The 24,051-nt window shown below is 61.2% G+C and carries 22 protein-coding genes; 12 read left to right on the top strand and 10 right to left on the bottom strand.

Annotation, left to right across the window (positions count from 1 at the left end):
• The first annotated feature begins 17 nt into the window (after positions 1–17).
• Positions 18–839, top strand: a complete 822-nt coding sequence (locus BM338_RS19060) for a class I SAM-dependent methyltransferase (protein ID WP_090453819.1) — start codon at positions 18–20, stop codon at positions 837–839.
• A 322-nt stretch (positions 840–1,161) separates the two neighbouring features.
• Here BM338_RS19060 and BM338_RS19055 read toward each other — a convergent pair whose 3' ends face one another.
• Together BM338_RS19055 and BM338_RS19050 are read right to left on the bottom strand one after the other, a co-directional pair.
• Entirely contained in the window at positions 1,162–2,199 is a 1,038-nt protein-coding gene (locus BM338_RS19055; protein WP_090453817.1) for a DUF262 domain-containing protein, read from the bottom strand.
• Positions 2,199–2,927 carry an FRG domain-containing protein gene (locus BM338_RS19050; protein WP_177229417.1) on the bottom strand — a complete coding sequence of 243 codons (729 nt, stop codon included), beginning with the start codon at positions 2,925–2,927 and terminating at the stop codon, positions 2,199–2,201. The genes BM338_RS19055 and BM338_RS19050 overlap by 1 nt, the downstream gene beginning before the upstream one ends.
• A gap of 553 nt (positions 2,928–3,480) precedes the next feature.
• Here BM338_RS19050 and BM338_RS19045 point away from each other — a divergent pair.
• Together BM338_RS19045 and BM338_RS19040 are read left to right on the top strand one after the other, a co-directional pair.
• Complete coding sequence (locus BM338_RS19045) at positions 3,481–3,828, top strand: hypothetical protein (protein ID WP_090453813.1); 348 nt, start codon at positions 3,481–3,483, stop codon at positions 3,826–3,828.
• A 66-nt stretch (positions 3,829–3,894) separates the two neighbouring features.
• Positions 3,895–4,455 carry a Spy/CpxP family protein refolding chaperone gene (locus BM338_RS19040; protein WP_090453811.1) on the top strand — a complete coding sequence of 187 codons (561 nt, stop codon included), beginning with the start codon at positions 3,895–3,897 and terminating at the stop codon, positions 4,453–4,455.
• Positions 4,456–4,606: 151 nt separating this feature from the next.
• Here the strand turns inward: BM338_RS19040 and BM338_RS19035 are convergent, their stop codons facing one another.
• Positions 4,607–5,263 (bottom strand): Vgb family protein, encoded by a 657-nt coding sequence (locus tag BM338_RS19035; RefSeq protein ID WP_090453808.1) that lies wholly within the window; start codon positions 5,261–5,263, stop codon positions 4,607–4,609.
• Between the two features lie 9 nt (positions 5,264–5,272).
• On the bottom strand, positions 5,273–6,493 hold the full coding sequence (locus BM338_RS19030) for a helix-turn-helix domain-containing protein (RefSeq protein WP_090453806.1): 1,221 nt from the start codon (positions 6,491–6,493) through the stop codon (positions 5,273–5,275).
• A 137-nt stretch (positions 6,494–6,630) separates the two neighbouring features.
• On the opposite strand from BM338_RS19030, the gene BM338_RS19025 reads away from it, so the two are divergent.
• Both BM338_RS19025 and BM338_RS19020 read left to right on the top strand, forming a co-directional pair.
• A complete protein-coding gene (locus BM338_RS19025; RefSeq protein WP_090453804.1) occupies positions 6,631–7,395 on the top strand; it encodes a DUF899 domain-containing protein in 765 nt (254 codons plus the stop codon).
• Between the two features lie 180 nt (positions 7,396–7,575).
• Entirely contained in the window at positions 7,576–8,367 is a 792-nt protein-coding gene (locus tag BM338_RS19020; protein ID WP_090453802.1) for a DUF2182 domain-containing protein, read from the top strand.
• Between the two features lie 82 nt (positions 8,368–8,449).
• Here the strand turns inward: BM338_RS19020 and BM338_RS19015 are convergent, their stop codons facing one another.
• From BM338_RS19015 to BM338_RS19005, 3 genes are all read right to left on the bottom strand, one after another.
• A complete protein-coding gene (locus tag BM338_RS19015; RefSeq protein ID WP_090453800.1) occupies positions 8,450–8,764 on the bottom strand; it encodes a hypothetical protein in 315 nt (104 codons plus the stop codon).
• A 118-nt stretch (positions 8,765–8,882) separates the two neighbouring features.
• Positions 8,883–10,538 (bottom strand): WG repeat-containing protein, encoded by a 1,656-nt coding sequence (locus BM338_RS19010; RefSeq protein ID WP_143109346.1) that lies wholly within the window; start codon positions 10,536–10,538, stop codon positions 8,883–8,885.
• A 180-nt stretch (positions 10,539–10,718) separates the two neighbouring features.
• Positions 10,719–12,029 (bottom strand): site-2 protease family protein, encoded by a 1,311-nt coding sequence (locus BM338_RS19005; protein WP_143109345.1) that lies wholly within the window; start codon positions 12,027–12,029, stop codon positions 10,719–10,721.
• A 210-nt stretch (positions 12,030–12,239) separates the two neighbouring features.
• On the opposite strand from BM338_RS19005, the gene BM338_RS19000 reads away from it, so the two are divergent.
• Both BM338_RS19000 and BM338_RS18995 read left to right on the top strand, forming a co-directional pair.
• Positions 12,240–12,608, top strand: a complete 369-nt coding sequence (locus BM338_RS19000) for a hypothetical protein (protein ID WP_090453794.1) — start codon at positions 12,240–12,242, stop codon at positions 12,606–12,608.
• An 11-nt stretch (positions 12,609–12,619) separates the two neighbouring features.
• Entirely contained in the window at positions 12,620–13,384 is a 765-nt protein-coding gene (locus BM338_RS18995; RefSeq protein WP_090453792.1) for a hypothetical protein, read from the top strand.
• A gap of 267 nt (positions 13,385–13,651) precedes the next feature.
• Here BM338_RS18995 and BM338_RS18990 read toward each other — a convergent pair whose 3' ends face one another.
• The gene (locus tag BM338_RS18990) at positions 13,652–14,701 is read right to left on the bottom strand and encodes a hypothetical protein (RefSeq protein ID WP_090453790.1); all 1,050 of its coding nucleotides are present in this window, start codon (positions 14,699–14,701) and stop codon (positions 13,652–13,654) included.
• A gap of 173 nt (positions 14,702–14,874) precedes the next feature.
• Positions 14,875–15,723 (bottom strand): helix-turn-helix domain-containing protein, encoded by an 849-nt coding sequence (locus BM338_RS18985; RefSeq protein ID WP_090453788.1) that lies wholly within the window; start codon positions 15,721–15,723, stop codon positions 14,875–14,877.
• Between the two features lie 198 nt (positions 15,724–15,921).
• Here BM338_RS18985 and BM338_RS18980 point away from each other — a divergent pair, with 198 nt between their 5' ends.
• The 4 genes from BM338_RS18980 to bla all read left to right on the top strand — a co-directional run bounded on the left by BM338_RS18980 (position 15,922) and on the right by bla (position 19,776).
• Positions 15,922–17,013, top strand: coding sequence for a catalase family peroxidase (locus BM338_RS18980; RefSeq protein WP_090453784.1), 1,092 nt, complete (start codon positions 15,922–15,924; stop codon positions 17,011–17,013).
• Positions 17,010–17,621, top strand: coding sequence for a cytochrome b (locus BM338_RS18975; RefSeq protein ID WP_090453781.1), 612 nt, complete (start codon positions 17,010–17,012; stop codon positions 17,619–17,621). Before BM338_RS18980 ends, BM338_RS18975 begins: the two co-directional genes overlap by 4 nt.
• Before the next feature lie 348 nt (positions 17,622–17,969).
• Positions 17,970–18,701 carry a hypothetical protein gene (locus BM338_RS18970; RefSeq protein WP_090453779.1) on the top strand — a complete coding sequence of 244 codons (732 nt, stop codon included), beginning with the start codon at positions 17,970–17,972 and terminating at the stop codon, positions 18,699–18,701.
• Positions 18,702–18,846: 145 nt separating this feature from the next.
• A complete protein-coding gene (gene bla, locus BM338_RS18965; protein WP_090453777.1) occupies positions 18,847–19,776 on the top strand; it encodes a subclass B3 metallo-beta-lactamase in 930 nt (309 codons plus the stop codon).
• 27 nt (positions 19,777–19,803) lie between these two features.
• Here bla and BM338_RS18960 read toward each other — a convergent pair whose 3' ends face one another.
• The gene (locus BM338_RS18960; protein ID WP_090453774.1) at positions 19,804–22,740 is read right to left on the bottom strand and encodes a TonB-dependent receptor; all 2,937 of its coding nucleotides are present in this window, start codon (positions 22,738–22,740) and stop codon (positions 19,804–19,806) included.
• Between the two features lie 338 nt (positions 22,741–23,078).
• Between BM338_RS18960 and BM338_RS18955 the strand changes: the two genes are divergently transcribed.
• Positions 23,079–24,050 (top strand): hypothetical protein, encoded by a 972-nt coding sequence (locus BM338_RS18955; protein WP_090453772.1) that lies wholly within the window; start codon positions 23,079–23,081, stop codon positions 24,048–24,050.
• Position 24,051: the final 1 nt, after the last annotated feature.

Here is a 24,051-nt window from a genome sequence, read left to right as displayed (position 1 = left end):
CGCCAGGAGGTCGAACCATGCTTCGCCGCACCTGCCAACGCCTCGCCCTGCTTGCCACTGCGCTGCTGCTTCCCGCCATCGCCAACGCCGCACCCGCCGCCTCGTCCAGCGACACCACTGCGGCATTGCAGCAAGCCGTCAACGGCGCATGGCGTTCCGACGCCAACAAGGCGCGCGACCGTTACCGCCATCCCGTCGAGACCTTGCAGTTCTTCGGCATCAAGCCGGACATGACGGTGATTGAGCTGTCGCCGGGCGGCGGCTGGTACACCGAAATCCTCGCACCCTTCCTCTATGCGCACGGCCATCTAATCGAAGCCGCGCCGGCTAAGGCGGAGAAGTTCGCCGCCAAGCTCAAGGCCGAGCCGAAGGTCTACGGACACATCGCCAAAGTCATTCCGTTCTCGCCGCCGGCGCAGGTGAGCCTGGGCCCCAGCAACTCGGCCGACATGGTGCTCACCTTCCGCAACACCCACGACTGGCTGATCAACAGCCCCGACACTATCGAGGCCGTATTCAAATCCGCCTTCGACGTACTCAAGCCCGGCGGCGTACTCGGCCTCACCGAACACCGCGCCAAACCTTTCTCCGAACCCGTCACTACCGCCGGCGCGCTGCACCGTATTCCCGAGGACTACCTGATCGCGCTAGCGCTCAAGACCGGGTTTCGATTGAGCGGCGTGTCGCAGATCAACGCCAATCCTGATGACCCGGAAGACATCAACGTGCATCGACTCCCGCCTGATTTGGCGGGGCCGGAGGACGAGCACGCGAAGATGAAGGCGATCGGGGAGTCAGATCGGATGACGTTGAGGTTTGTGAAGCCGCGAGAGCAATGAACGCCCTAGTTAGGATGAAATCGAGCATCATCATTCCTGGACGGCACATAGCCACAGAAGGTGCATAGGCATTCGCCGCATGTATTTTCCTGGCAAAAGAACATAGCTCTCCTCGCCACTCGCAATCACAAAAATAGCCCAATACCTCCTAAAAGCGCGACATGCGATCTTGACGACAAATACATTGCCCGCCACACACAAATCACAATACCCCATTAAAAATCGCAGCAGCTCCAATTAATCATAATAAGCGCAACCTAGATTATTAAATGGCCAATATTTTATGATCAAGCGTGATCAATATCAGCCATTAAAAAAATATTCAAGTCACACTCTTCAGATATGACATAAGAATTGTTGTGCGCAACTTGATACTTCCTGCATCATTTGTATTTCGAGCCATCATGTCAAAATTCGACAACCCATGATCACCCGCAATACCCTCAGCCACTCGCCTTTTGTTTTCTTCGCGAATCCGATTGAATCCAATTAAGGCCTCTCGCAATCCGGCAATAGCGCCCATTCGCCTAACGATCTGATAGTAAACCGTGACTGGACCTTGAGAAGAGAGCAGGGGGTCTTTTTCAACAAAAACACTCGCCATAGCATCCAACGTCACCAACACACGACTTGCGGCCTCATCGAATCCCGGAGATTCAGCAGCAACCCCTTCATCAACTAAGCGATCAATTTGAGTTTTCTTGGTGTCCACATACGTGCCGCGAAATTCAAGTAGAAGCAACTTAGCCGCAACCGCCTTATCTTCTCCACGCTTAGTAGAAAATTTCACGCAGGCACTGAAGAACTTGTGCTTGGCAATCTCCGCAATTAGCTTCGGCACCACCCCTTTCATTGCATTCCTGAACTCAGGCGCAGTAAGCGGCTTACTCGAATTCAAACGAATGAATAAATCATTAATTTTAGCCTCATCATCAGTAATGACACTCATTACATCAAGGTTAAATTGATCCACCTTGTCAGCCACGTCCGCATGACTCTGCTTCAAATCCCTATAATAAAGTCCACCAAGCTCAAGTAGAGGATTTAACTCATATAAAAAGTCCGACCGCAGCGGAAATTTATCCGCCATAAAATCAATAATCGCCTCAAGCCTCTGCTTACCATCAATCACAGCATAGCGACGATTTATTGAATTGAGCGGGCTATTTCCAAAAGAAAAATCCGCCAAATATATCTTTGGAATATCGTAATCATTAATTATTGAATCGATAAGATATGCTTTCGCCCCCTCACCCCAGACATTACCTTTTCGTTGATAGGAGGGCGAAAAATCGATTTCATTACGCCTGGAATTCCACCAGGACACAGTCCGGCGATCATGTGCTTGAACCTTGAACATCACCTCACCTCATAACCAGTTGCGCGACGCAGCTCGCGCGCCAAACCGTCTAAATCCGGATACACAGTGGAATCAAGTATTCCAGCACCTTTAAGCTCATTAAAGACCACATCTTGATATGATCCGCGAATCTCAACCTTCATCAACGCATCCTGCTCGAATGCCCCAGATGTGTAAACTTCCTCCATAGGCTCCACTGAGCTTCCAAAGAAAGTAAAAACACCTCTTTGTGAAACTATCCGAGGGCTATTGTGAACGCCATAAACTGCAACCGGCTTCTGCATCAAAGCGGCTCCATTACCAACCTCAACATACCCGTTGGTCAAGCGCGCATCACCCACAGAAAAAGGCTCTCCACTGTAATTAATATGCGACTGGACAGTTTTATTCCATAAAATCGGCTTCAGAAGCCACACACACGACGCTCCTGTAGAGTTCCCGGCACCATCTTTCCTTGCTCCAGACAACGCAAAAAAAAGTGCAATGAAAGCGTTCTCTGACCAGTCGAGGAGCCTAGTTGGCATGCCATGGTGTTGCATCAGAAAGAGCATTTCGAGCTTATCCTCGGGAAGCGGCCGACCGATCATCGGCTGTGCCCGCTCTCGAAATCTTGTCACCAGCTGATGCTCCAGGACCAGCAGTTCCTCGGACCTGTGAGTGGTTGGATGGCGATAGAGCGAAGGAACTAACGCGTGACCCGTGTCACTCGCTCCGCGAAACCATTTCATATCTGTTGGAGCCTGAGATATCAGTTTCGCGTATCCAGCGAGGCTTCGAACCTCTGACACTATTAAGCCTGGCATTGACATTCCCTTTTTCCTACTAAAGCCGGAGCAACACTAATAGACGCCACGGCATCCAAGGCGATGACAACGGGAATCATTGGTTGACCAATCTGCTGCGACCGACACGGCGTCTTGGGGTCGCTGCCATTGATAGTGTGCAGTGGTCGTTAGCGCCTGCGTAAATCAGAGCGGCTAATAGCCAGCGCTGCATGGTCATCCATTCCCCCCGGAAAGTGTGACGAGGATAACGCAACCGTGGCGTGGCGCAATTGCTTGCGTCATCAGCCCGGATTGCCCGTTACGTCATCAAGGATCGGCCATCCCCGGCCCACCTTGAGGAAACCTACACATGTCATGGCCTAGATTCCGCCCGGCGTGAGCCGGCCTGGCCGGACTTCACCCTGGCGGCCCTGCCCTTTGCGTCGACTCCATAGCGCAAGCGACCGATGCCGGTTGGTTCGTTACGACTACCGATGCATGTGAGGAGGGTACGTTGATGACTCGCACCTCTCGTTTCCTGCGCGCTCGCCAGATCATGGTGGCGCTTCTTGCCATGGTGGTATTGGCGTCTTCTCTGCCGGTGGAGGCGCAGCGCTATCGCCCCGGTAATGGCTATCACCATGGGCGGCCGAAACCACCACCGCCGCGCTATGACAACCGCCGGCGCGGTGGCCGCGATAACAGTGGCGCGGTCATTGTTGGCGCGCTACTGGGCGTGGTGGCCGGCGCGGCCATCGCCAACTCCAGTACGCAGCCGCCGCCAGAGGTGGTGTATCGCACGGCGCCTCCGCCACCACCGCCTGGGGTGGTGTACTACGACAACAGCTATCCGTCCGGCTATTAGCAGGCGCGGTCACGCGCCCTCCCCTGATCGTCGTTGATCCGCCCTTGTGATTCGGAGCATCCCACTATGAAGCCCGTGATTCGCACTCTGGCTGTGCCCGCGCTGTTGGCCTTCGCCACGCTCGCCTCCGCCGCCTGGGCACAGACGTCGCCCGCGCCTGCCACTTCCGCCGCGGCGGCGCCCAAAGCTGCCATGACCAAGACGCGCGCTGAGAAACGCGCGGATGCCGTGGAGCAACGCATCAGCGAGATGCATGGCACCTTGAAGATCACCGACCAGCAATCGAAGCAGTGGGATGCGTTTGCGCAGACCATGCGCGACAACGCCAACCGCGCGGATCAGGCGTTTCGCGATCGTGCGCAGAAGTTAGGCACGATGAATGCGGTGGAGGCGATGAAGTCTTACGCCGATATCACCCAGTTGCATGCGGAGAACATGCAGAAGCTCTCTGCCGCGATGAGCGATCTTTATGCGGTGCTCTCTGATGATCAGAAGCACATTGCGGATGATATGTATCGCAATCAGGGTGGGCGTGGCGGCAAAGGTCGCGAGGGGCCGCGGACGCGTAAGGGCAAGGGGAAGGCACCGGCTAGTGCTTCGTCGTCGGGGGCGGCTAGCGGGGGTTGAGGTGTGTGCGGTTTTCTCCCCCCCTATCGCAGGGGGAGGTTGGGAGGGGGGGCTCTTGTGAAAACCTCTCACCGCGGCGCTTTCTCAAGTACTTACCCCTCCCCAGCCCTCCCCTGCTAGCAGGGGAGGGAGCAGGTCAGCGCTGCTTTGATTACCTGCGTTTGCTGGCCGCAGCGTGCTTCGGTCGGCGAATAGCTGTCACCTTTCCCTTGCCGCCACCCCCGCAGAAGAATTGATCGCCGCCATCGGATTCGAGGCCTGATACGTTGAGGCCGGGCGGCATTTCGATGCGCTCCAGCACTTCGCCGGTTTGCGCGTCGATGTGGCGCACGTCGCTCTCGTCGCCTTCCCAGGTGGCGTGCCAGAGTTCGCCGTCGACCCAGGTGACGCCGGTGACGAAGCGGTTGGATTCGATGGTGCGGAGCACTGCGCCCGTGGCGGGATCGATCTGGTGAATCTTGCGTTGGCGGTACTCGCCGACCCAGAGCGTGCCTTCGGCCCATGCAAGGCCCGAGTCGCCACCGCCGCCCGGTGCGGGGATGGTGGCGAGCACATGGCCGGTATCGGGATCGATTTTCTGGATGCGATCCTCGGCGATCTGGAACAGGTGCTGGCCGTCGAAGGCCGTGCCTGCGTGCGCGGCGATGTCGATGGAGCGCAGCGTCTTGCCGCTCGCGGGGTCGAGGGCGTTCAACTTGTCGCCGCTGGCGAACCAGACGTGCTGGCCGTCATAGGTGACGCCAGCCACTTGCTCCACACCCGGGAAGGGACCGTACTCTCGAATAATTTCTGCGGCTGTTGATTTCATGGCTGCATCCTAATCACTCGGTAGTGGCGCTGGGAGTAACAAAGCGGTCGCGAATCCGGGCACGTGCGGCGTCATCCAGCGACGCGCCCGCCCTTGCCCAAATGACTGCACTTTGCCGGCGGCCGCGAGCGCGTCGAGTGCCCGCTGCACGGTGCGCTGGCTGGCGCCGAGCGCCAGCGCCAGGGCGGAGCTCGACCATGATTCGCCGTCGACGAGGAAGGCGAGCACGGCCGCATGCTTCTCTTCAATCGGTCGTGCAAGCACTACAACGTCGCGTGCACTGTGCGGCGCCAGCGCAAAGCCCCGCGGGGTAGCGCTCACATCGGCCAGCGCTCGAAGCGCTTTGCGAAGCCGCCCCATTTCGACACGCAGGCGCGCGCGATGGGATTCATCGGGATGCTTCGCGCGGAAGGCTCGTGCGATGAGTACATCTCTCGGCACGTCTTCCGGCCATGCTTCGCCCAGTGCGCTGGCAAGCTCAAACAATACGGGGCGCCGTGCGAGCGAGACCACGGTGCCGGCGTTGCACACGACGTAACGGCACGCGTCGACGACCAGCGCTTTCGACGCCAGCAAGGTTTCAACGTCTTCGAGTAGAAGTAGCCGCTCCTCGCCGTGTGCCAGCAGACGCGCTGCGGGTGTATGGAGTGCGAGGGATGCGTTGTCGACTTCCGCTGTCAGCGCAGGGATGCCCGCAAGACGCGCGGCCTGCGCAGCCCGGGCAAGCGCCTCGCGCGCCGCCTTCGCGTGCAGGCGGCGCATGGCGATGCCGGCAACGGCCAGCTCGTGGGCGGCGCCCAAGACGGGCGGAAGGAGTGTGGCGTCGAGCCCGGCTAGTGTGCGCTCGGCCTGGTCGAGATGGCCGATCAAAAGCTGGCGCCGGACGTCGAGATAGCGTGCGTGCGCGGCGTTCACCCGGTCGCCGTGTGCTTCGAGTGTCATCCGCGCGGCGTCGAGCGCTTTTGCGGGCCAGCCCAGGTCGCGCGAGACCAGTGCAATCTCCGCCTCGGCAACCACACACCGCGCGCGGGCCACTGCCTCTTTGGAGCCGAAGGCGCGTGCTGCACTGCGTACCAATACTTTGGCGCGAACGAAATCGCCGAGCTGTGCCATGGCGATGCCGCGAAGCGCGAGTGCGGGGGCGTCGTCGCGCAGGGCCACCCGGTTCAGGGCGCCGAGAGGGTCCCCTGCGGCCAGCGCCCGTGCTGCCGCCGTGATCAGCGAGTCCATCGAATCGAGCTCATCTCAATCGCGCCACACTTGTCACTCCCACCCTCCGGTCGGCCGGTCGCAGTCTATCTCACGACCACTCACCCGCACGCCGTATCGACGCGGTTCGAACGGCACCAGACCCACGGAGAAAGGCCATGACCACACATACCACCGGGACTCGCAAAGAATGGCTGGCAGCGCGCATCGAGCTGCTCAAGGCCGAGAAGGAACATACGCGGCGTGGCGACGCGCTGGCGCAGCAGCGGCAGGCGTTGCCGTGGGTGCGGATCGACAAGGCGTATCAGTTCCAGACCGACGAGGGCAGCGTCTCGCTGGTCGAGCTTTTCCGGGGCTGCTCGCAGCTGATCGTCTACCACTTCATGTTCGGGCCCGACTACACGGCGGGCTGCCCTTCCTGCTCATCGATCGCGGATGGCTTCAACGGCATCGCCGTGCACCTGGCCAACCACGACGTCGCGTTCACCGCAGTATCGCGGGCGCCGCTGACCAAGCTGTGGGCATACAAGCAGCGTATGGGGTGGACGTTCCCGTGGGCGTCCTCGACCGAAAGCGACTTCAACTTTGACTTCGACGTCTCCTTCACCGAAGAGCAGCAGCGCAAGGGACTCATCGAATACAACTACGAGAGCGGTGGCCATGCGATGGATGAGGCCGAGGCGCCGGAGCCCGTCGTGCAAATGGCCGATACCTGCGGAACCGATGTGGCGACATATACGCGCGACCGGCCGGGCATGAGTGCGTTCGTGCTGAAGGATGGCGTGGTTTATCACACCTACTCCACCTACGCGCGTGGGGTGGATGGTATCTGGGGCATGTATCAGTGGCTTGATCGTGCGCCGTTGGGGCGCAATGAGACGGGGATTTGGTGGCGTAGGCATGATGAGTACACGCAGGCTTGAGGCTTAGAGCACGCTGCCTTGCTCGTCATCCCGGCGAAGGCCGGGATCCAGTCCAAACAACCGTGCGAAGCACTCAAAAGCGATTTTCGTGTGCTACGCACGCGCACTTCACTGGATCCCGGCCTCCGCCGGGATGACGGGCAAACCGAGCCACATCGTCACTCTCGTGATGCGACGCACATGACTTCCCAGCAAACCTCTCAACAAGCCTTCCTTGGCATCGCCGCCCTGCTCTTCACCACCAGCGCAGCAATCACCATCGCCTGGTGCTCTTCCATGTCAGCCATGGGCGGCATGCCAATGCCCGGCGACTGGACGATGTCGATGGCGTGGATGCCGATGTGCGGGCAGACCTGGCCCGAAGTCACGCTGACGTTTCTTGGCATGTGGGCCGTGATGATGGTGGCGATGATGCTGCCGTCGCTGGTCCCCATGCTGTGGCGCTATCGCCAGGCTGTTGGCAGTACCGGTGAGATGCGACTCGGCCAGCTCACTGCAGTCGCCGGGTTGGGTTATTTCTTCGTATGGACTGCGTTGGGCATCGCTGCGTTTCCACTAGGCGCCCTGCTTGCAGCGGCCGAGATGCAGCAGCCAGCACTCGCGCGCGCGGTGCCGATCATGGAAGGCATCGTCGTGCTGGTCGCTGGTGTACTTCAGTTCACCGCGTGGAAAGCCCACCACCTTGCGTGCTGTCGGGCGGCACCGGGACATGGCCGCCGATTGCAGGCGAACCTAAGCGCAGCATGGCGACATGGTCTGCGCCTCGGCCTTCATTGCAGTTACTGCTGTGCCGGCCTGACAGCGATCCTTCTGGTCATCGGCATCATGGATCTGCGTGCGATGGCGTTGGTGACGGCCGCCATTACCGCCGAGCGTGTCGTGCCGGGTGGCGAGCGCGTCGCGTGGACGATTGGTGCTGTTGCGATTGTGGCGGGGGTGTTTCTGATCGTGCGTGCGGTCGTGCCCGGATGAGGCATCCATCGGGTGCGTCTACGTCGATCCATGCGCCGTTTCTAATGGGTCGCAAGCCTTCAGCGCTCGGTGCCCCTAGAGATCACGAACGGAACAGCTCGACCAACCCCCAACTCACCAGCACGCCGAAGTAACCAAAAAACCGCCAAACCCCAGTTCCGAGCAAGGGCTCCCCGGTCATCTCCGAGGACGGGCTGAAACGGTTGGCAAAGAAGTCGGGGAATATAAGCAGTGCCGCACTGAGCAGCGGTGCGATCAGGACATAGACCGCGCCGCGCCCTGCACGGTAGATGCCGGACGATGCGGAAACCTCAAGTGCGGGCGTCAGGCGATGCAGATGGAACACCAGCCAGAGCCAAGCCACCAACACCATGCCACCGATGATTCGATGAATCATATGCCCCCTATGCCTCGATGATGAGCAACTGAAAAACGGGTATCTGCCTTACGTACGTGCTGCGTTCCAAGGCATGCCCTCGAAGCCTCAACCACTTCGAGGGCACGACATCAACGACTCAGCCTTCCGCACTCGCCTGCGGCTCCGCCGCCTTGCAATACGGCTTCACATCCTGCGGCCAGATGACCTTGCCGCTGCCGTCCACCAATTGATCCGCACCGCAGTCGGTGTGTTTGACGGTGAATAGCGGCTTGCCTTGCAGGTCGTATGCAGCGCGCATGACGCGCACGGCATCGTCGCCGGTGCCGCGCAGGTCGTAGCCGAGGATGATGTTGCGCTGGGTGTCGATGTGCAGCTCGTGCCACTGCGGCGCGATGAGCTGGTTGCCGTCGAGGTCGAGCAAGGCCTCATGGGGCTGTTCCTCGCCATCGTGCGCGCGCAGATAGCGGCCGCCGCTGTCGAGGCGGATGTCGGCGTACTTCTCGGGTTGCGCCAGCACTTTGCCAGTGGCATCCATCACGCCGAGTGCGGGTACCTGCGATACCTGGCCAAGAATGGAAACGCTGACCAGCGGTGCACCGCTGCCGCTGAACACGAAGCGGTCCGGTGTGAGCATGCCGACCTGCGGGTATCGCGCGGGAATAAGTTCGCGCCCCTGGTTCAGATCGAAGATGCCGGTCTGGTAGCTCAAGGGGCCGGCTTCCTTGAAGACGGAGACGTAACCCTGCTTGTAGTCGAACATGCCGAGTAGCGAGCGGCCGGCTTCGCCGACGGCGTCGTAGCTGGGCTGGACGACCCATGCGCCGCTGCGGTCGATCATGCCGAACTTGTTGTCCGGGTGATCGCCTTCGAGCTGCAGTTTGGCCAGTGCGCCCTTCTTGCCGAAGGCGCCGCATTCGATAAAGCGCGGCTCGATAACGACTTTGCCGGTGTAATCCATGTAGCCGCACGGCTGGCCGGATGTTTCGCGGAAACCGACGAGCCCTTCGCTGGGCTTGCCCATCCACTCGTACTTCATCGGGACCACCAGCGCGCCGTTGGCATCCACCAGACCGCTATGCGCGAAGTCGGGCGATGCTGCGACCATATGGCCGTCGTTGATCTCGCTGAGGCTGCTGTACTCCACCTGTTTCTGCGCGCCATCCTTGAGGTTGATGACCCACTGCTCCTTGCCGCGCTCAGCGGTGACCAGGCTGCCGCGTGTGTCCAGATCCTCGTGCACCACCATGCTGTCGTAGAGCGCATCGGTGAGCTGCTTGCCGTGGATATCGAGCACGCCGGACTTATCGCCGAGCTGGTAGCCGATGTACTGGTGCTCGCCGCCCTCGTACACCTCGTCAAAACGCGGCGCCAGCACTTCCTTGCCCTGGTAGTCCATCAGGCCGATCTTGCCGTCGCGCTCAAAGCCGAAGTAGCCCGGCGTGACGGTGTAGATATCGTTGGAAAGCGTCTTGATCGGCTGGCGCGTCTTGGCATCCAGCAGCTGCCACTGCTCGTCCTTCTGAACCAGCAGCGTGTCCTTCATCAGGAAAGGGCTGAAGTTCTGGTAGTCGTTCTTGAAGGGGATGAGCACGCTGGCGGTCTGATCGATCACGCCGCAGTCGTCGTTGACGCAAATGGCGACGTTGAACGGCGCCGGCGCGGGCGGCTTGGCCTGGGCCGCGGGCTCGGTTGCGGCGGGCTTGTCGCCGGAGGAGCCGCAGGCGCTGAGCAGCAGCGCGGCGACGCTGGCGGCGAGCAGCGAACGAGCGAAGGTGTTGCGAATCGGGGTCATGATGTGGCTCCCATGCCTTGGTTTGAAAATGCTTCCGTGGAGCCGCATGCCCAGCGCCGATAGCGCAAGCAGCGGCCATAAAAAAAGATGCCCCTGTTCCCGAACCAGCGCCGACCCATGCCTTTCCCTGTCGGTGCCGCTACCGGTCCATGAAGCTTACCGCATGATTATTCTCAAACCCTAGGCGGTACGGCTCGCGTCGATGGCGCGCTCGTTCCACGCGTGCCCGAGTGCTTCCGCCATGAAGGCTCGGATCATCTGCTCGCTGATAGGCAACGCCCGATCGACAGCGTTCTCCGCATACCGCTTGGACAAAGCCAGCGACGCCACACAACGCTCGACATCTCCGGCCAGCGCGGCGCGCAGTGCCAGACAGCGTGGCCACAGCGAGGGTGCATGCCACGCTGTCTTGGGTGGCAGCAGGTCGTCAGCCAGCACCGTAGCGTCGCGGGTCACGATGGCTTGGGAAAAAGCGATTTCCGTGCGGATGCAAGCGATGAGGTCGGCCAGTTGCGTCGTCTGTGCCCGATCCATCGACAGCAGCAGTGCCTCCAGCGCGGCCTGCTTGCCGGCGGCCGCCTGCCAATCGCCTTTGTTCTGATCGGCTTTCATCCGATACCAGAGCGCGACGAGCGGCATGGGCAATGCCTGCGCCTCCAGCGCGGCAATGTCATCGTCAGGCAAGCGATCCGCCGTGCAGCCGAAAACGGAGAGCGAAACCAGGCGTGTATAGGATGAGTTATCGATGCGATGCCTTAGCGCCCGCAGCAGCGTGAGACCATCGCTGGGAAACCCGCCCTTGCCCAATCGGGGGACGAGGTTGGCGAGGCCAAGGCAGGCATTCATCGCGGCAAAAACCATCCACGCCCAGCCCGCTCCCTGCGGCGGCGACAGCCAGCCCGCCAGCGCCAGCACGGCGGCAACGGCGAGATTCGCGCCCGGGCCGCCAACCACCAGCGCAATGATCTGCTTGCGCTTGGGTAGTCCAGGATCGGCGAAGGCCAGGACATAGCCGCCGATACGCCACTGCTTTTTTAGCGGACTCCAGCACCAGCGGAATCCCTTGCGCTGCGGGACTATTTCGATGGCGCCCAGCTGCATGCGCAACACCGCCATGCCCGCCCGCCGCGCCCCGAAGTAGTGCCCCAGTTCGTGGACGATCATCGCGGGGTAGTAGAGCGCGCTCCATAGCAGGAGGCCGCCGGCAAGCGCCCCGGCCGAATCGCTGAACGCAGCCATGCCGAAGCCAATGCCGACGATGCTGGCGGCGAGCATTACCAGGATCTGTACGCCACGAGCCAGCCAGGAGATGGCGCTGCCGCGCCATCCCGACCAGCGCAGGGAGAACACTGTCGCCACATGCGGCGGCATCGCTGCGTCGGTTTCGTCGAGCGAAGCAGAACGCTGCCGCACGCTGAGGCGTGGACGCGAAAAGACATACTGGATGATCTGTGCGAGGCGCATTGCCACGCAGCTGCACTTGCTATCCATAGCCGCCCCTTGTTGGCCCGGCGAGCTTACTGCATGTGATGCGTCCCGCTAGAACAGCGGCGGAAAGTGACGGAAATCTCATCAGGCGGCCGATGCCTCTAAAGACCCATGACCCGACTCACACGGTCAACATGGATTCGACATAATGCGCGCCTACCTTGGCGGCCTCAGGTTCCCGCAGGCCCATCCGCAGCACTCAAAGGAAGAGTAATGAACGTGATTCGACATATCTCCCTGGCCTTCCGGGGCGCCCCCGCTTTTGCACTCAGCCTGGCTCTCGGCGTGGCGGCCATGTCGCCGGCACACGCGGATGCGCCGCTGGCGCAGGCCGCTGATCAGTACGCGCAGATGTGCGCCACCCAGGGCACCAGCATTCCGGCGCCCCACGGCGAGTCGGATCTGAAGGACAACCCCAAGCTGGGCGAGTACTGCAAATGCTTCGGCGAGAAATTCGCGAAGCGCGCGCTGGCGTCCATGAACGACAAGGCGGCCCCGTCGCTGGAACAGACCGTCTCGGAAGAACAGGCCATGCGTAATGGCTGCCGCAAGCAAGTTGGCCTGCCGCTGCTGAAATTCTGAGGCGGCCACCGATGAAAAGATTCTCGCTTTGCGCACTCGCTTTCTGCGCCGCCCTGCCCGCCTGGGCCGCCGGCCCTGCGGTGCCGGCTGCCGGCACCGCGACACCGCCGGGTGGCGTGTATGTCGGTTACTACCAGGAAGACCCCGCCACCAATCCCGAAGACCCGACCATGGGCTCGGTGTATCTGAACCTGCCGGCTTCCGACAGCAGCTTCTCCGGCACCATGTACTTCACTTACTTCGGCTGCCAGAGCAGCAACGTGGGCACGGTTTCCGGCATCAAGAAAGCCGCATCGCTGAGCGGCAGCTGGAGCGGCACGCTGGACGGCACGCAACAGAAGGGTTCGCTGGAAGGCGCTTACTCCGCGGCAAAGGGTGCCTATGCAGGCACCTTTACTGTGGCTGGCGGCAAGCAGCACATCGATATTCCGTCGTGCATCAGCTACTACATCGCGCCCAAGGGCACGTTTGAGTTGTTTGCGGTAGGCCAGAACGCGCCGAGCAGTTTCTCCGTCGCCATCGACGGCCACGATGTGCGTTGGACGCCGCCGGGCGGCGCGATGATGACGCTGGTGTTTGTGCTCGATCCGGCGGTCGCCAGTTCTGGCCACGGCAATGCCACGGTGTGGCAGACACTGGTGATGGGCCCTCAGGGCTCGGCCGATTTGAGCGATGTGCAGCTGGTCAGTGGTCGCCCCTATGTGCTCGCCGTGAGCGCCGCCGATAGCAAGTTCCGGCGTCTGGGGTTTGCGAGCAAATCGTTTACTGCGCCCTGAGCGGATAGCTTTGCGGTGCCCAAACCCATCACGCCCCGGCTTGACCGGGGCGTGATGGGGGAGCGGTGGACTAACCGGACTCCGCTGCCATGCGATGAGCGCGTCTCAAATAACTCGTCATCAAGCTCGTCATTCCGGCGAAAGCCGGAGGTGCTTCACAACAGCGAAGCTGGTCATCCAGGGCCTTTGCTCTTCAAAGGCTTAAAGTCGCTGGATCCCGGCTTTCGCCGGGATGACGATCGAGGAGAGGTTATTCGAGGTTGGCGATCAATGAGCATCGCGTTCCCTGCGCACAATCGCGACGCCGTTGGTCGTAGCGCTGTTGATGGTGGCCAGCCCTTTCAAAGCGAAGTTGCCGTCGCCGTCCACATCGAAGATGGATACGTGCGAAGCGCTGCCGTTCGAGTCGATCACGGCGGCGAGTTTGCTTCGATAGGTAATGTCGGTTGGATTGCCGTTGAAGGAAGCAACGACGGCCGCGTCCTGGATGATCTTCTGCCCGTACACCGCATAGCGCGATACGGATTTGCTGGGCGAGTTCGCCGAGAACAGGAATGGCCCGTCCAGCGTCACCCAGCACGGTGCGGATTGCGTACCTGAACTCGTGGTGGTCAATACCTGATCATCGCGAACCAGACTGATCTCGTTGGCGTGGGCAATGGTCACGTAAGCGTTATCGCCACGGGTCGCCAGACCGAACGGTGCGTTGACGTTGGTCGGGATATGGGAAACCGTTTGAGTGGTACCGGTGATAGCACCCTGGCCATCCAGCTTGACGGTTTCGATGACATTGTTCTTTTCGCTCATGATCAGCTCGCCCTGAAGCGTGCCGACCTGCGCGGCGGAGCCATCGCCCAACACCAGCTTGGCCTGGCCGTCCGCGGCCCACGCAACACCGTGACGATCGATCCGGTGCGATTCGATATGCGTGGTGGTGAGGATGTAGAGATGATCATGGCCAAAGGCGACGCTTACCGGATTGGCGACAGCCGGGATGAGGTTTTCGACTCGCAACCCGCCATGCTCAAAATCATTGGCGAATACCGAGACGTTGCCCGATCCAAAATTGACGACGGCGAGCCGCTCGCGATCTTGCGCGATACCGCCCGCGTTGCCGCTGACACCACCGGCCCCGCCGGTCGGTAGTTGCCCGAGCAGATTTCCTGACGGACTGTAGATCATGAGTTTGTTTTGCGTGGTGTTCGACGCGGTTACGATCAAAGGCTGATCATCTCCGGAAAATGCTGCGCCTTGTGCGGCGACAGCGCCGGCGATAAGCAGCGAAAGCAGGCCTATGCCACATGCTGACTTTTTCATGCGTACGCCCTCGAAGCAAACAAAAAGGAATGACGACTTGGAATAAAGTCGCCGCGTGATAACCCCAGGCGACCGATGACATCGGTCTCCTATTCCTTCGTTGCGAATCGAGAGTGGTTACGTGTGTTGCGTCGATGGTTTGACGAATGATCTTGCGATCAAGGGAACGCAAGTTATGCGCACAGTCGCGCTTTCAATGCCCGAAGATCACTCTGCCGTAGCTCCTCGCGCATCTCCCGCGGCGACTTGCCCAATGCCTGCTTGAACGCATCCGTCATGTGGCTGTGGCTGCTGAAGCCCACATCGCAAGCAAGTGCGGCGAGATCTTCTTCACCTTCACCCAGACGCCCGAGTGCTGTACCGAGACGTTGCTGCAAACGGAATTGCCGCAGCGACTGACCGGTGCTTTGACGAAAGATGCGGCAGAGATGGAACGGCGAGCAGCCGGCCAGTTTCGCCAGCCCGTCAATGCCGAGGTTTTCTCCGGCATGGCCGATGATGGCTTCTTCCACCCGCGCGACTTGCCGTGCGGTGCCGGCACTCTTTCGCTTCGGGCGTGCGGGGGCATGGATTTGCAGCAGATGGTCGAGCATGCTCAGCAGCACTTCTTCGGCTTCAAGTTTGTCACCGCCGTTGCGCTGCAGGCCCACCAGCATTTCCACGTGGGTTTTCTGGAACTGCAGGTCGTGGGGGAATACGCGGGAGGACTCTGGAGAAGCGCTGGCGATGCCGAGTGCGTCCAGCATGGCGTCGTCGATCCAGATGTCGGTGCAGCAATCGCAGCCGCACATATCGGGGTGGGAAACACGGTATTCGATGTGCTTGCCCAGCAGGATGGCCTGACCGGGCCGCGCCATAAAGGTCTTGCTGCCCACGGTGATAGCGAAGGAGCCGCGCCGGGTAAAGATGAAGCGTGCGGGTTCGTCACCCTTCCCGTAGCCGCAATTGACGCGCGGGTACCTGCACACCTGGTTGAACACCACGAAGTGCGATGACTGCAAGACAGCCTGCATGATCGACATACGCGCAGCCCCCACGGAGCGCCAGTCCAGCGTCGATCATACGCCTGCCGGCAGTGACAGAACCCCGCAGCAGACGAATAGCAAGTTTCTGGAAGCGCGCAAGGCAGAACTGTGACAGGGCTCGGCGGGTAACCACCCGGCGCGCGGCAGCGAAGAAAGGACTTGCCCCCCAATGACCGCCCGGTCAGGAGCCGCTCTGTGCTCGATCCCCTGGATACACCGCCTTCGCCGCGCCTTGCCTGGCGTTGGATCACCATCGGCGTCACGGTTGGCCTGCTGGCTGCCGCCTTTGCCTATGTCGCAGGCTGGCTGACACCGCGGCGACTCACGCCGGCGCGCATCGTGAATGCCTTGCAGGACAACAGCGGCCTGCATCCGGGCTTTCGCCGCAATCACGCCAAGGGTGTCTGCGTGAGCGGGTATTTCGAGAGCACGGGTGCGGCGGCGCCATATTCCAGCGCCAGCGTGTTCGCGCCGGTGCGCACCCCGGTAGTGGGACGCTTTGCGATTCCCGGCGGCAATCCGTATGCGCCGGATGGCGGCACGCCGATCCGCAGCCTGGCGCTACGCTTCAATCTCGCCGACGGCCAGCAATGGCGCACGGGCATGAATAACTCGCCGGTGTTCGCCGTGGCGACGCCACAGGCGTTTTACGAACAGGTGCTGGCCAGCCGGCCTGACCCGGCCACCGGCAAACCCGATCCTGCAAAGCTGGCGGCGTTCTTCGCCGCGCATCCGGAGACGGCTGCGTTCCGTACCTGGGCCAAGACGGCCAAACCATCGGCGAGCTTCGGCACGGAGAATTATTACGGCCTCAACGCGTTCTACCTGATCGACACGGCTAGCCAGCGTCATGCGGTGCGTTGGCGCGTCGTGCCGGAGGCGCATGACGACAGCCCTTCCGCGCATGCCGCCGATGACAGCGATTATCTGACCCGGGATGTGCAGCAACGCCTTGCCCAAGGCCCACTGCGTTGGCATCTGCTGCTGACCCTGGCCGCACCCGGCGACCCGACCAACGATGCCACCCAGGCGTGGCCAGCGGATCGCACGAGCGTAGACGCTGGCACGCTGGTGATCGAACGCGAACAAGCGCAGGACAGCGGCGATTGCCGCGATATCAACTACGACCCGACCGTACTCCCCCACGGCATCGCGATTTCCGACGACCCGCTGCTGCCTGCCCGCTCGGCGGCGTATGCCGACTCGTATCTGCGCCGCACCAACGAAGAGGCCGGTGCGCCAGGCGCGCCGCATGTCGATGCACACTCAGCGGAGCGCAAGCCATGACCACATCCGCGACCTTCCATCCGCTTGCCCGTTTGCTGCACTGGACCATGGCGTTGCTGATCCTGGCGATGCTGTTTATCGGCGTCGGCATGGTCGGCACGGTGTCGCCGAAACACTCATGGCTGCTGGCGATCCATCGGCCGCTAGGCTTGGCGATTCTTCTGCTGGCTGTCATGCGGCTGACGATACGTTTGCGCAGACGGCCACCTGCATTGCCGGGCGACATGCCGCGCTGGCAATGCTACCTGGCGCATGCCTCGCACTGGCTGCTGTACGGCTTGATGCTGGCGATGCCGCTGATCGGCTGGGCCATGCAGTCGGCGGGCGGCTATCCCATCATGCTGGGCGACGCGTGGCGCGTGCCGGCCATCCTTCCCGAGAACGCCGCGCTGTTTGCGTGGCTGCGCGAGGCGCATCGCTATCTTGCCTATCTGTTTTTGCTGACCATCCTGGGGCATGTGGGTGCGGCGCTGTATCACGCGTTGATCCGGCGTGACGGTGTGTTTCAGAGTATGGCGTTGGGTGTGCGGGATCGTGGCCGGGTTGAGGAAGACACGGACCTGGTTGAAGAAGCCGAAGCAACGACGTCACCGCCTCGGCCTGAATAGAGTCGAATCTCAGCTGTGCGCTGTAGGCTCCCTCCCCTGCTTGCAGGGGAGGGTTGGGGAGGGGTAAGTACTTGAGAAAGCACCTCGATGTAAGGCTTTCGCAAGAGCTCACCCCCTCCCAACCTCCCCCTGCAAGCAGGAGGAGGAGAACGCCGCGCATAGTCGAGGTTCGACACTAATCAGGCGCTCGCCAAGCTTGACCTTCGAGCCTCGAGACGCACGTTTCTGGAAGCGCCCCACCCCCTCCTGACAGAAGCTTTGTCCGCCCCCTCCCGGGGCGTCCCTGCATGAGAAACCACCGTCCCCACGCCTGTGTTTCCCGCTTCTCAAACAACTATGGAGGGTTCTATGTACAAGAAGCTCTGCACTTTGCTCATCGCCTGCGGCGTAATGTCTTCGGCCTTTGCCATGCCGCCGCCCGATGCCGATCACGACGGGAATCCGATGCTTTACGGCAGGCATTCGCGCCCGTTCGACAAGAGCATCTACGGCTGGGCCGACCGCTCCATCCAGTGGCTCTATGCGCAACCGTTCGACAAGAATCCGTTCTTCGATCAGACCGGTGCCAACTGCGGTGTCGGTCAGGATGGCCCGGTGTGGTACCTCGCGCCGATCGCCTCGCCCATGATGTCCGGCAGCCTTACACGCAGCTGCACCATTCCGCGCGACAAGGCCATCCTGCTGATGGTCGGCTTCGTCAGCGATACCTACCCCTGCCCCGATCCGAACTTCGGGCCGGCACCAGGGCAATCGCTGTACGACTTTCTGGTCGCCGACAGCAAGAAGTACATGATGATGATGTCGTTGAACGTGACCCTGGACGGACGGCCGATCCACGACGCGCTGGATTACCAGTACATCTCGGAGAACGTGTTCTCGGTCAAGGGCGACCCGAGCCTGCAATCCTCGTTCGACAGCTGCATCACCACGTCATGGCAGCCGGACTTGAACAACGGCTACTACATGCTGTTCCGACCGCTGTCGCCAGGCCAGCACACCATCGTGCGCACCTCGACGGGCATGATGGGCGGCACGGGTATGATGACCATGACGTATACGTACTATCTGACGATCAAATAGAACGCAGCCACCGGTCGTGAGAGCGCCTTGCCGGTCCGGCGAGGCGCTCCTTTGTGCTGCGGACATGTCGATGCATGCCGGAATGCACTGTTGACGGCGAAGCATGGGCGCTTACCCTTCGAACACTCGACTGGGAAGATGGCCTATGAAACACGCTGCCGTTCGCGCGCTGATCGCTACATTTGCACTCACCACGACGGCCATCGCCTTTGCCGCGACCGCGCCCGATCCGCTGACCAAGCCCATCCCATCGCCCTATGCCGACAAGTGGCTTCGACCGCAGGAGCCCGTGCGCATCTACGGCAACACTTACTACGTGGGTTTTGGCGGCCTGAGCCTGGTGCTGATCAAAACGGATGCCGGCCTGATTCTGATCGATGGCGCACTGCCTCAATCGGTGTCGTCGACCGAGGCGAACATCCGTAAGCTCGGCTTTCGGGTGGAGGACATTAAGTTCATTCTCAATACCGAAGCGCATTTCGATCACTCCGGCGGCATCGCCGCACTGGCGCGCGATAGCGGTGCAACGGTAGTGACCAGCCCGCGCGGTGCGCAGGCACTGCGTGACGGCCACGTTGCCAGCGATGACCCGCAAGCGGGAGAGATCGAAGCCTTCGCTCCGGTCGCGAAGGTGCGCGGCATCGGCGACGGCGAAACCCTGCGCCTGGGCAACACGGCCGTGATCGCGCATTTCACGCCGGGGCATACGCCGGGCAGCACGAGCTGGTCGTGGACATCATGCGAAGGCGACAAATGTCTCGACGTCGTCTTCGCTGCCAGCCTCAACCCCGTCGCCGCCGATGGTTTCCGCTTCAGCGGAGATGCAACGCATGGCGATATCACCGAGGCCTACCGCAAAGGCATACGTGGCTTTGCCAACCTACCCTGCGACATCCTGATCTCGGCACACCCGGACCATTCCGGATTCGACGGTAAATTCGCGCTGCTGCAGGCGAAAACAACGCCGAACCCCTTCATCGACCCGAACGCCTGCCGCACCTACGCCGACAAGTACGAAAAAATTCTCGATGCCCGCGTGGTCAAAGAGAAGCCGGCTGCAAAGCCGGCTCTCTGAGTACACGCAGGTGAGCTACAAGCAACGCTATAGCTTGTAGTTCACGCCGAGCATTACCGTGCGGCCCCAGGTGGTGTAATCCAGCGGACGCGCTACCTGCACGTTGTTGGGCAGGCTGGAGATCTGCTGAGTCTTCTGCTCCGAGTTGGTGAGGTTGTTCACCTGCAGCAGCAGTGACAGGCCATCCCAACGGCCCTCGGAGAAGGCGTAGCCGAGCTGGAAGTCGGTCTGTTTGTCGGCCAGCACTTTGACGTAACCGAGCTGATCGAACAGCGGTACCGCTTCGCCGGTGAACGAAGAACGATAACGTTCGGCGACGCGCACCGACCAACCGTACTTCTCGTAATACACCGCCAGGTTGGCGACCTTGCGCGACAGACCGGGCAAGGTTTTCGGACCCCCGGGAATGGACGAGATCGAATTCACCGGGATCGAGCTGTTGGTCAGCGAGAAGTTGGCCTGTACGCCAAAGCCGTCCAGCACCGGAGCGACCAGCCCGCCTTCGAATGCACCTGACAGCTCGAGACCCTGCATGCGTCCGCCCGTGCCGTTCTCGGGCCGGGTGAACGAACCGATGTTGCTCGTGGGCACCAGCGAGGGGGTGTCGTTGATGAAGCCGGCCTTGGCGAAGTCGAAGTCCAGCACCGTCTTGTTGTAGATGTAATTCAACAGGTTCTTGTTGAACACCGCGACGGCCACATAGCTGGACTTGCCGAAGTACTTCTCCCACGACAGGTCCGTACCCACCGCGATATACGGCCTCAGCTGCGGATTGCCGCCACTGCCGGACCACAACACCTGCCCCGCCGCCGGGCCTTCGGTAACGCGTGCCACGGAGGCCGAGCTGGCTACCTTCTCGTCGTCGATGCGTCCGCGCGCCATGGTCTTGGCCAGACCGAAACGCAGGTATTGGCCATCGGCGATCTGCGCCACCAGGTTCAGGCTGGGCAGCACCTTGTTGTACTTGGCGCCGCCGGTGAGCCGGCCGACCAGCGTGTTGCCGTTGGTCTGCAAGGCGGTGGAGGACTGATCCGTGCGCACGAACTGCACGCCCACGTTGCCGCGCAGCGGAATGTCGGCGATGTGCGTCTCGATATTGAACTTGGCGTATGCGACCGGGACCTTCTCCGTTATCGAGTAGTTGCGGCTCCAGTCGGCCTGCCCGTTGCGCTCGGTGAGATAGAACTGGTTCGCCAGCGCATCCAGCACGTTGTAGTTGAGGATGCCCGGAATGCCGCCGTAGCCCAGCGAGGTCGGCCCGCGCAGGTACGACGAACCGATCGGCGTGCCGAAGGTGGGGTCATAAGGGCCGCGACTGCCATCGTCGCCATTGCCGTTGAGCCAGGCGAAAAACACGTCGGCCTGTTTGGTCTTTTTGCGCTCCGAATAGGCGGCACCCACATTCACACTGCTGAAGATCCAGCCCAGCGGATGGCTCACTTCCAGGCGTGCGGCGCGGATCGTGTCCTTCTGCTTGTCGAACTCCTGGCGGCCGTTGTAGCCGTAATCGTCCGGGTCGGTGAACACGACACGCGACGGATCGCTCAGGTTGACGCCGGGGCGGAAGTACGGGTAGCCATCACCTACTGGCGTGTTGAAAGACACGTCCGTGGTGGGGTTGCCCGCCAGACCGCCGAACAGATAGGCATCGCGCAGCTTTTTCTTGGCGCTGGAATACGACAGGTCGCCGGTGACGACCCAGCCGTTGCCGAAGTCGTACTGGTTGTTCCAGCCCACCGAGAACAGCTTGTCGTGTTCCTTGATGTATTCGTTCTGGAAGATGGGCGCGATGTTGCTCATCGTGCCCGAGGTAACGATGGGATATGGCAGCGCCTGTGCCAAGCCCACGTTGCTATACACCGGCACGCCGTTGTGGTTGTACGGGCTGCTCGACCACTGCACGCCGTTCTTGTATTTGCGCTCGTTGAAGGTGGAGTAGTACAGGTCGAGGGTGGAGTGGAAGTGGTCGCCGGGCGCCCATTCCAACACCGTCATCAGGCCGTTGCGCAGCTGGTTCTCCGACTGCGCGCGCAGCTGCATGCCTTCTTGCGAGAGCACGTTGTCCGGCAGGCCCGGTGTATGCGGACCGCCCCAGTTCTTCTCGATGCCAGCCGAGCCGTTGTCCACGCTCCACCACCAGGCCTGGTACTGCTTCTCCTGGATTGGCGAATCGAGCTGGGCGAAACCCACGGCCAGACCCAGCGTGTGATCGAAGAACTGATCGATGTACGAGAAGCTGGCGCGATGCCCCATGTCGCCCACGCCGGAGCCGGGGTTGAGCTTGCCGTTGCTGGTGTGCTCGCCGCGCAGGTTGATGGCGATGGCGCGCTTGGGCAGGTCCAGCGGGTGAATCGTATGCAGATCGACCGTACCGGAAAGCCCCTGCCCGATCAGACCCGCATCGGGTGTTTTGTAGACGGCCGCGCCGCTGATCAGCTCGGAAGGATACTGGTCGTACTCCACACCACGGTTTTCGCCGATGGTGGCCTGCTCGCGGCCGTTGAGCGTAGTACCGGCGAAATCCGGCGACAGACCGCGAATGGAAATGACATTGGCGCGGCCGTCGAAGCGCTGTGTGGCCAGACCCGGCAGGCGGGCCAGACTTTCGGCGATGCTCGCATCTGGCAACTTGCCGATGTCTTCCGCCGAGATCGCCTCGATGATGTTGTCGGAGTTCCGCTTGGCCTTCAGCGCGCCTTCGATACTGCCGCGGATGCCGGTGACGATGACCGCATCCAGATTGCTGACCGAGCCTTGTGGTGGCTTCTTCTCCGCTTTGGCGGGAGGCTTGGTTGCTTGCGCATCGGCCGGCTTGGCCGGTGGTGGGTTCTGCGCCTCCTGGGCCCATGCCCCACTGGAAGCTATGCCGGCCAGCAAGGCCACCGCACATGCCGCCGCCAATGGCCGACGCGACATACCTGCAAAACTTCCTGCCTTGCCCTGCAACGTGTTGCGACTACTCATGCCATCCCTCCCCAGAGAAAAAGCGCCCCTAGCGCCGGCCAGGCAACACACACCCCTGCGTGCCGCACAACACATGCGACTCGCCCCTGTCAGCGGTGTGCCTGGAAACGGCGGAGAGAATGATCGAGAGAATTTGCTGCGTCATCCTGCGACGCAACAAGAATGAAGCGTAAGGTTCAGGTGGATGAATTAAATGTGCATGCGTCAGTGCTGCAGAATGCGCAGGGAGCATGCATGCTCGGCGGCGGTATGCGTCTACGCGGGCAGCGCTTTGAGATGACGGTGAAGCACGCGAACCCTGGTCGACAAACGGTCATAAAAGGAAATTATTTTCAGCCATGCATCTGGAAGTAGCCTTCAACGAAGAACTCCAAAGGCCGATCACCGCCGAAGAAGCCTACGACCTGTTCTGGGACGGCGTGCTTTCCGACAAGCGGGCGTTTAGCTGTCCGGATGAGCAATGCACGGCGCGAGTGACCTGCGCCAACATGGACAAGCCGGAACAAAGTCTTGGTGTGCAGCCGCATTTCCGGCTGTACCCGCCCCATCGGCCCGACTGCCCTTACGATGTGGCAAAACCGTCGAGTGTGGCCTCTTCCGCCAACGTCGGATCGGACCAGGGAAACACGGTGGGTCCGGATGTTTTTGTCCTGCATCGCCCACCCAGCCATGATGTGCGCCTTGCGGGAATCGCCGACGTTCCGCCGGGAGGCGCACCGCGACGCCACAAGCAGGGGCTGTCCCGCGCCGAGGCGGCCACGACCAGCAGGCAGCTGTTTTCGGTCAGCAGCGTTATCTCCCGATGGCTGAAGTATCGAAAAGCCGATGTGGACACGACCCAGACACTGACAGTCGGCGCCGAGACCGCCATCCCGTTCAACGCCTTCTTCGAGTGCATCTACCCCAAACGCAAGGCGCCCATCGGCCAGAAGCCGAGGATCTATTGGGGCAAGGCCCAGGTTTCGGAACTGAAGCCGGGTGGCGACTATTTGTTGGCGTTTAAGTCCCCGGCCCGCCTGGCCGATGAAGAACAGAACCTGCTCGGGGAAGCGAAGCCGTCCTTCTTCATTCGCAGGGACCTCGTCGAAGGCCATCCCAGGAAAAGAATCGGGGCGCGTCTCGAACAAGCCTTGAAGGAAAGCGGCGAATGCATCGCCTTCATCTATGGCACGCCCACCCTGCGCACCCAGACCAAGGATCAAGGCACGCGCACCTTCATCAATATCGAGCTCGGCGGTATCGACATGGTCTGCCTGCACCCACCGAGCTTCTTCGAGGCCATCAAGCGGGACAAGGTCTCCCGGACTTGAC

This window comes from Dyella sp. OK004 (assembly GCF_900114495.1).
Lineage (GTDB): Bacteria > Pseudomonadota > Gammaproteobacteria > Xanthomonadales > Rhodanobacteraceae > Dyella_D.
Note: the sequence above shows the minus strand (reverse complement) of the source record. Positions and strands in the feature narration are given on the sequence as shown.

Coding starts and splice junctions, on each gene's coding strand:
- BM338_RS19060 (WP_090453819.1), top strand. CDS start 18: ATGCTTCGCCGCACCTGCCAACGCCTCGCCCTGCTTGCCACTGCGCTG.
- BM338_RS19055 (WP_090453817.1), bottom strand. CDS start 2,199: ATGTTCAAGGTTCAAGCACATGATCGCCGGACTGTGTCCTGGTGGAAT.
- BM338_RS19050 (WP_177229417.1), bottom strand. CDS start 2,927: ATGAAATGGTTTCGCGGAGCGAGTGACACGGGTCACGCGTTAGTTCCT.
- BM338_RS19045 (WP_090453813.1), top strand. CDS start 3,481: ATGACTCGCACCTCTCGTTTCCTGCGCGCTCGCCAGATCATGGTGGCG.
- BM338_RS19040 (WP_090453811.1), top strand. CDS start 3,895: ATGAAGCCCGTGATTCGCACTCTGGCTGTGCCCGCGCTGTTGGCCTTC.
- BM338_RS19035 (WP_090453808.1), bottom strand. CDS start 5,263: ATGAAATCAACAGCCGCAGAAATTATTCGAGAGTACGGTCCCTTCCCG.
- BM338_RS19030 (WP_090453806.1), bottom strand. CDS start 6,493: ATGGACTCGCTGATCACGGCGGCAGCACGGGCGCTGGCCGCAGGGGAC.
- BM338_RS19025 (WP_090453804.1), top strand. CDS start 6,631: ATGACCACACATACCACCGGGACTCGCAAAGAATGGCTGGCAGCGCGC.
- BM338_RS19020 (WP_090453802.1), top strand. CDS start 7,576: ATGACTTCCCAGCAAACCTCTCAACAAGCCTTCCTTGGCATCGCCGCC.
- BM338_RS19015 (WP_090453800.1), bottom strand. CDS start 8,764: ATGATTCATCGAATCATCGGTGGCATGGTGTTGGTGGCTTGGCTCTGG.
- BM338_RS19010 (WP_143109346.1), bottom strand. CDS start 10,538: ATGACCCCGATTCGCAACACCTTCGCTCGTTCGCTGCTCGCCGCCAGC.
- BM338_RS19005 (WP_143109345.1), bottom strand. CDS start 12,029: ATGGATAGCAAGTGCAGCTGCGTGGCAATGCGCCTCGCACAGATCATC.
- BM338_RS19000 (WP_090453794.1), top strand. CDS start 12,240: ATGAACGTGATTCGACATATCTCCCTGGCCTTCCGGGGCGCCCCCGCT.
- BM338_RS18995 (WP_090453792.1), top strand. CDS start 12,620: ATGAAAAGATTCTCGCTTTGCGCACTCGCTTTCTGCGCCGCCCTGCCC.
- BM338_RS18990 (WP_090453790.1), bottom strand. CDS start 14,701: ATGAAAAAGTCAGCATGTGGCATAGGCCTGCTTTCGCTGCTTATCGCC.
- BM338_RS18985 (WP_090453788.1), bottom strand. CDS start 15,723: ATGTCGATCATGCAGGCTGTCTTGCAGTCATCGCACTTCGTGGTGTTC.
- BM338_RS18975 (WP_090453781.1), top strand. CDS start 17,010: ATGACCACATCCGCGACCTTCCATCCGCTTGCCCGTTTGCTGCACTGG.
- BM338_RS18970 (WP_090453779.1), top strand. CDS start 17,970: ATGTACAAGAAGCTCTGCACTTTGCTCATCGCCTGCGGCGTAATGTCT.
- bla (WP_090453777.1), top strand. CDS start 18,847: ATGAAACACGCTGCCGTTCGCGCGCTGATCGCTACATTTGCACTCACC.
- BM338_RS18960 (WP_090453774.1), bottom strand. CDS start 22,740: ATGAGTAGTCGCAACACGTTGCAGGGCAAGGCAGGAAGTTTTGCAGGT.
- BM338_RS18955 (WP_090453772.1), top strand. CDS start 23,079: ATGCATCTGGAAGTAGCCTTCAACGAAGAACTCCAAAGGCCGATCACC.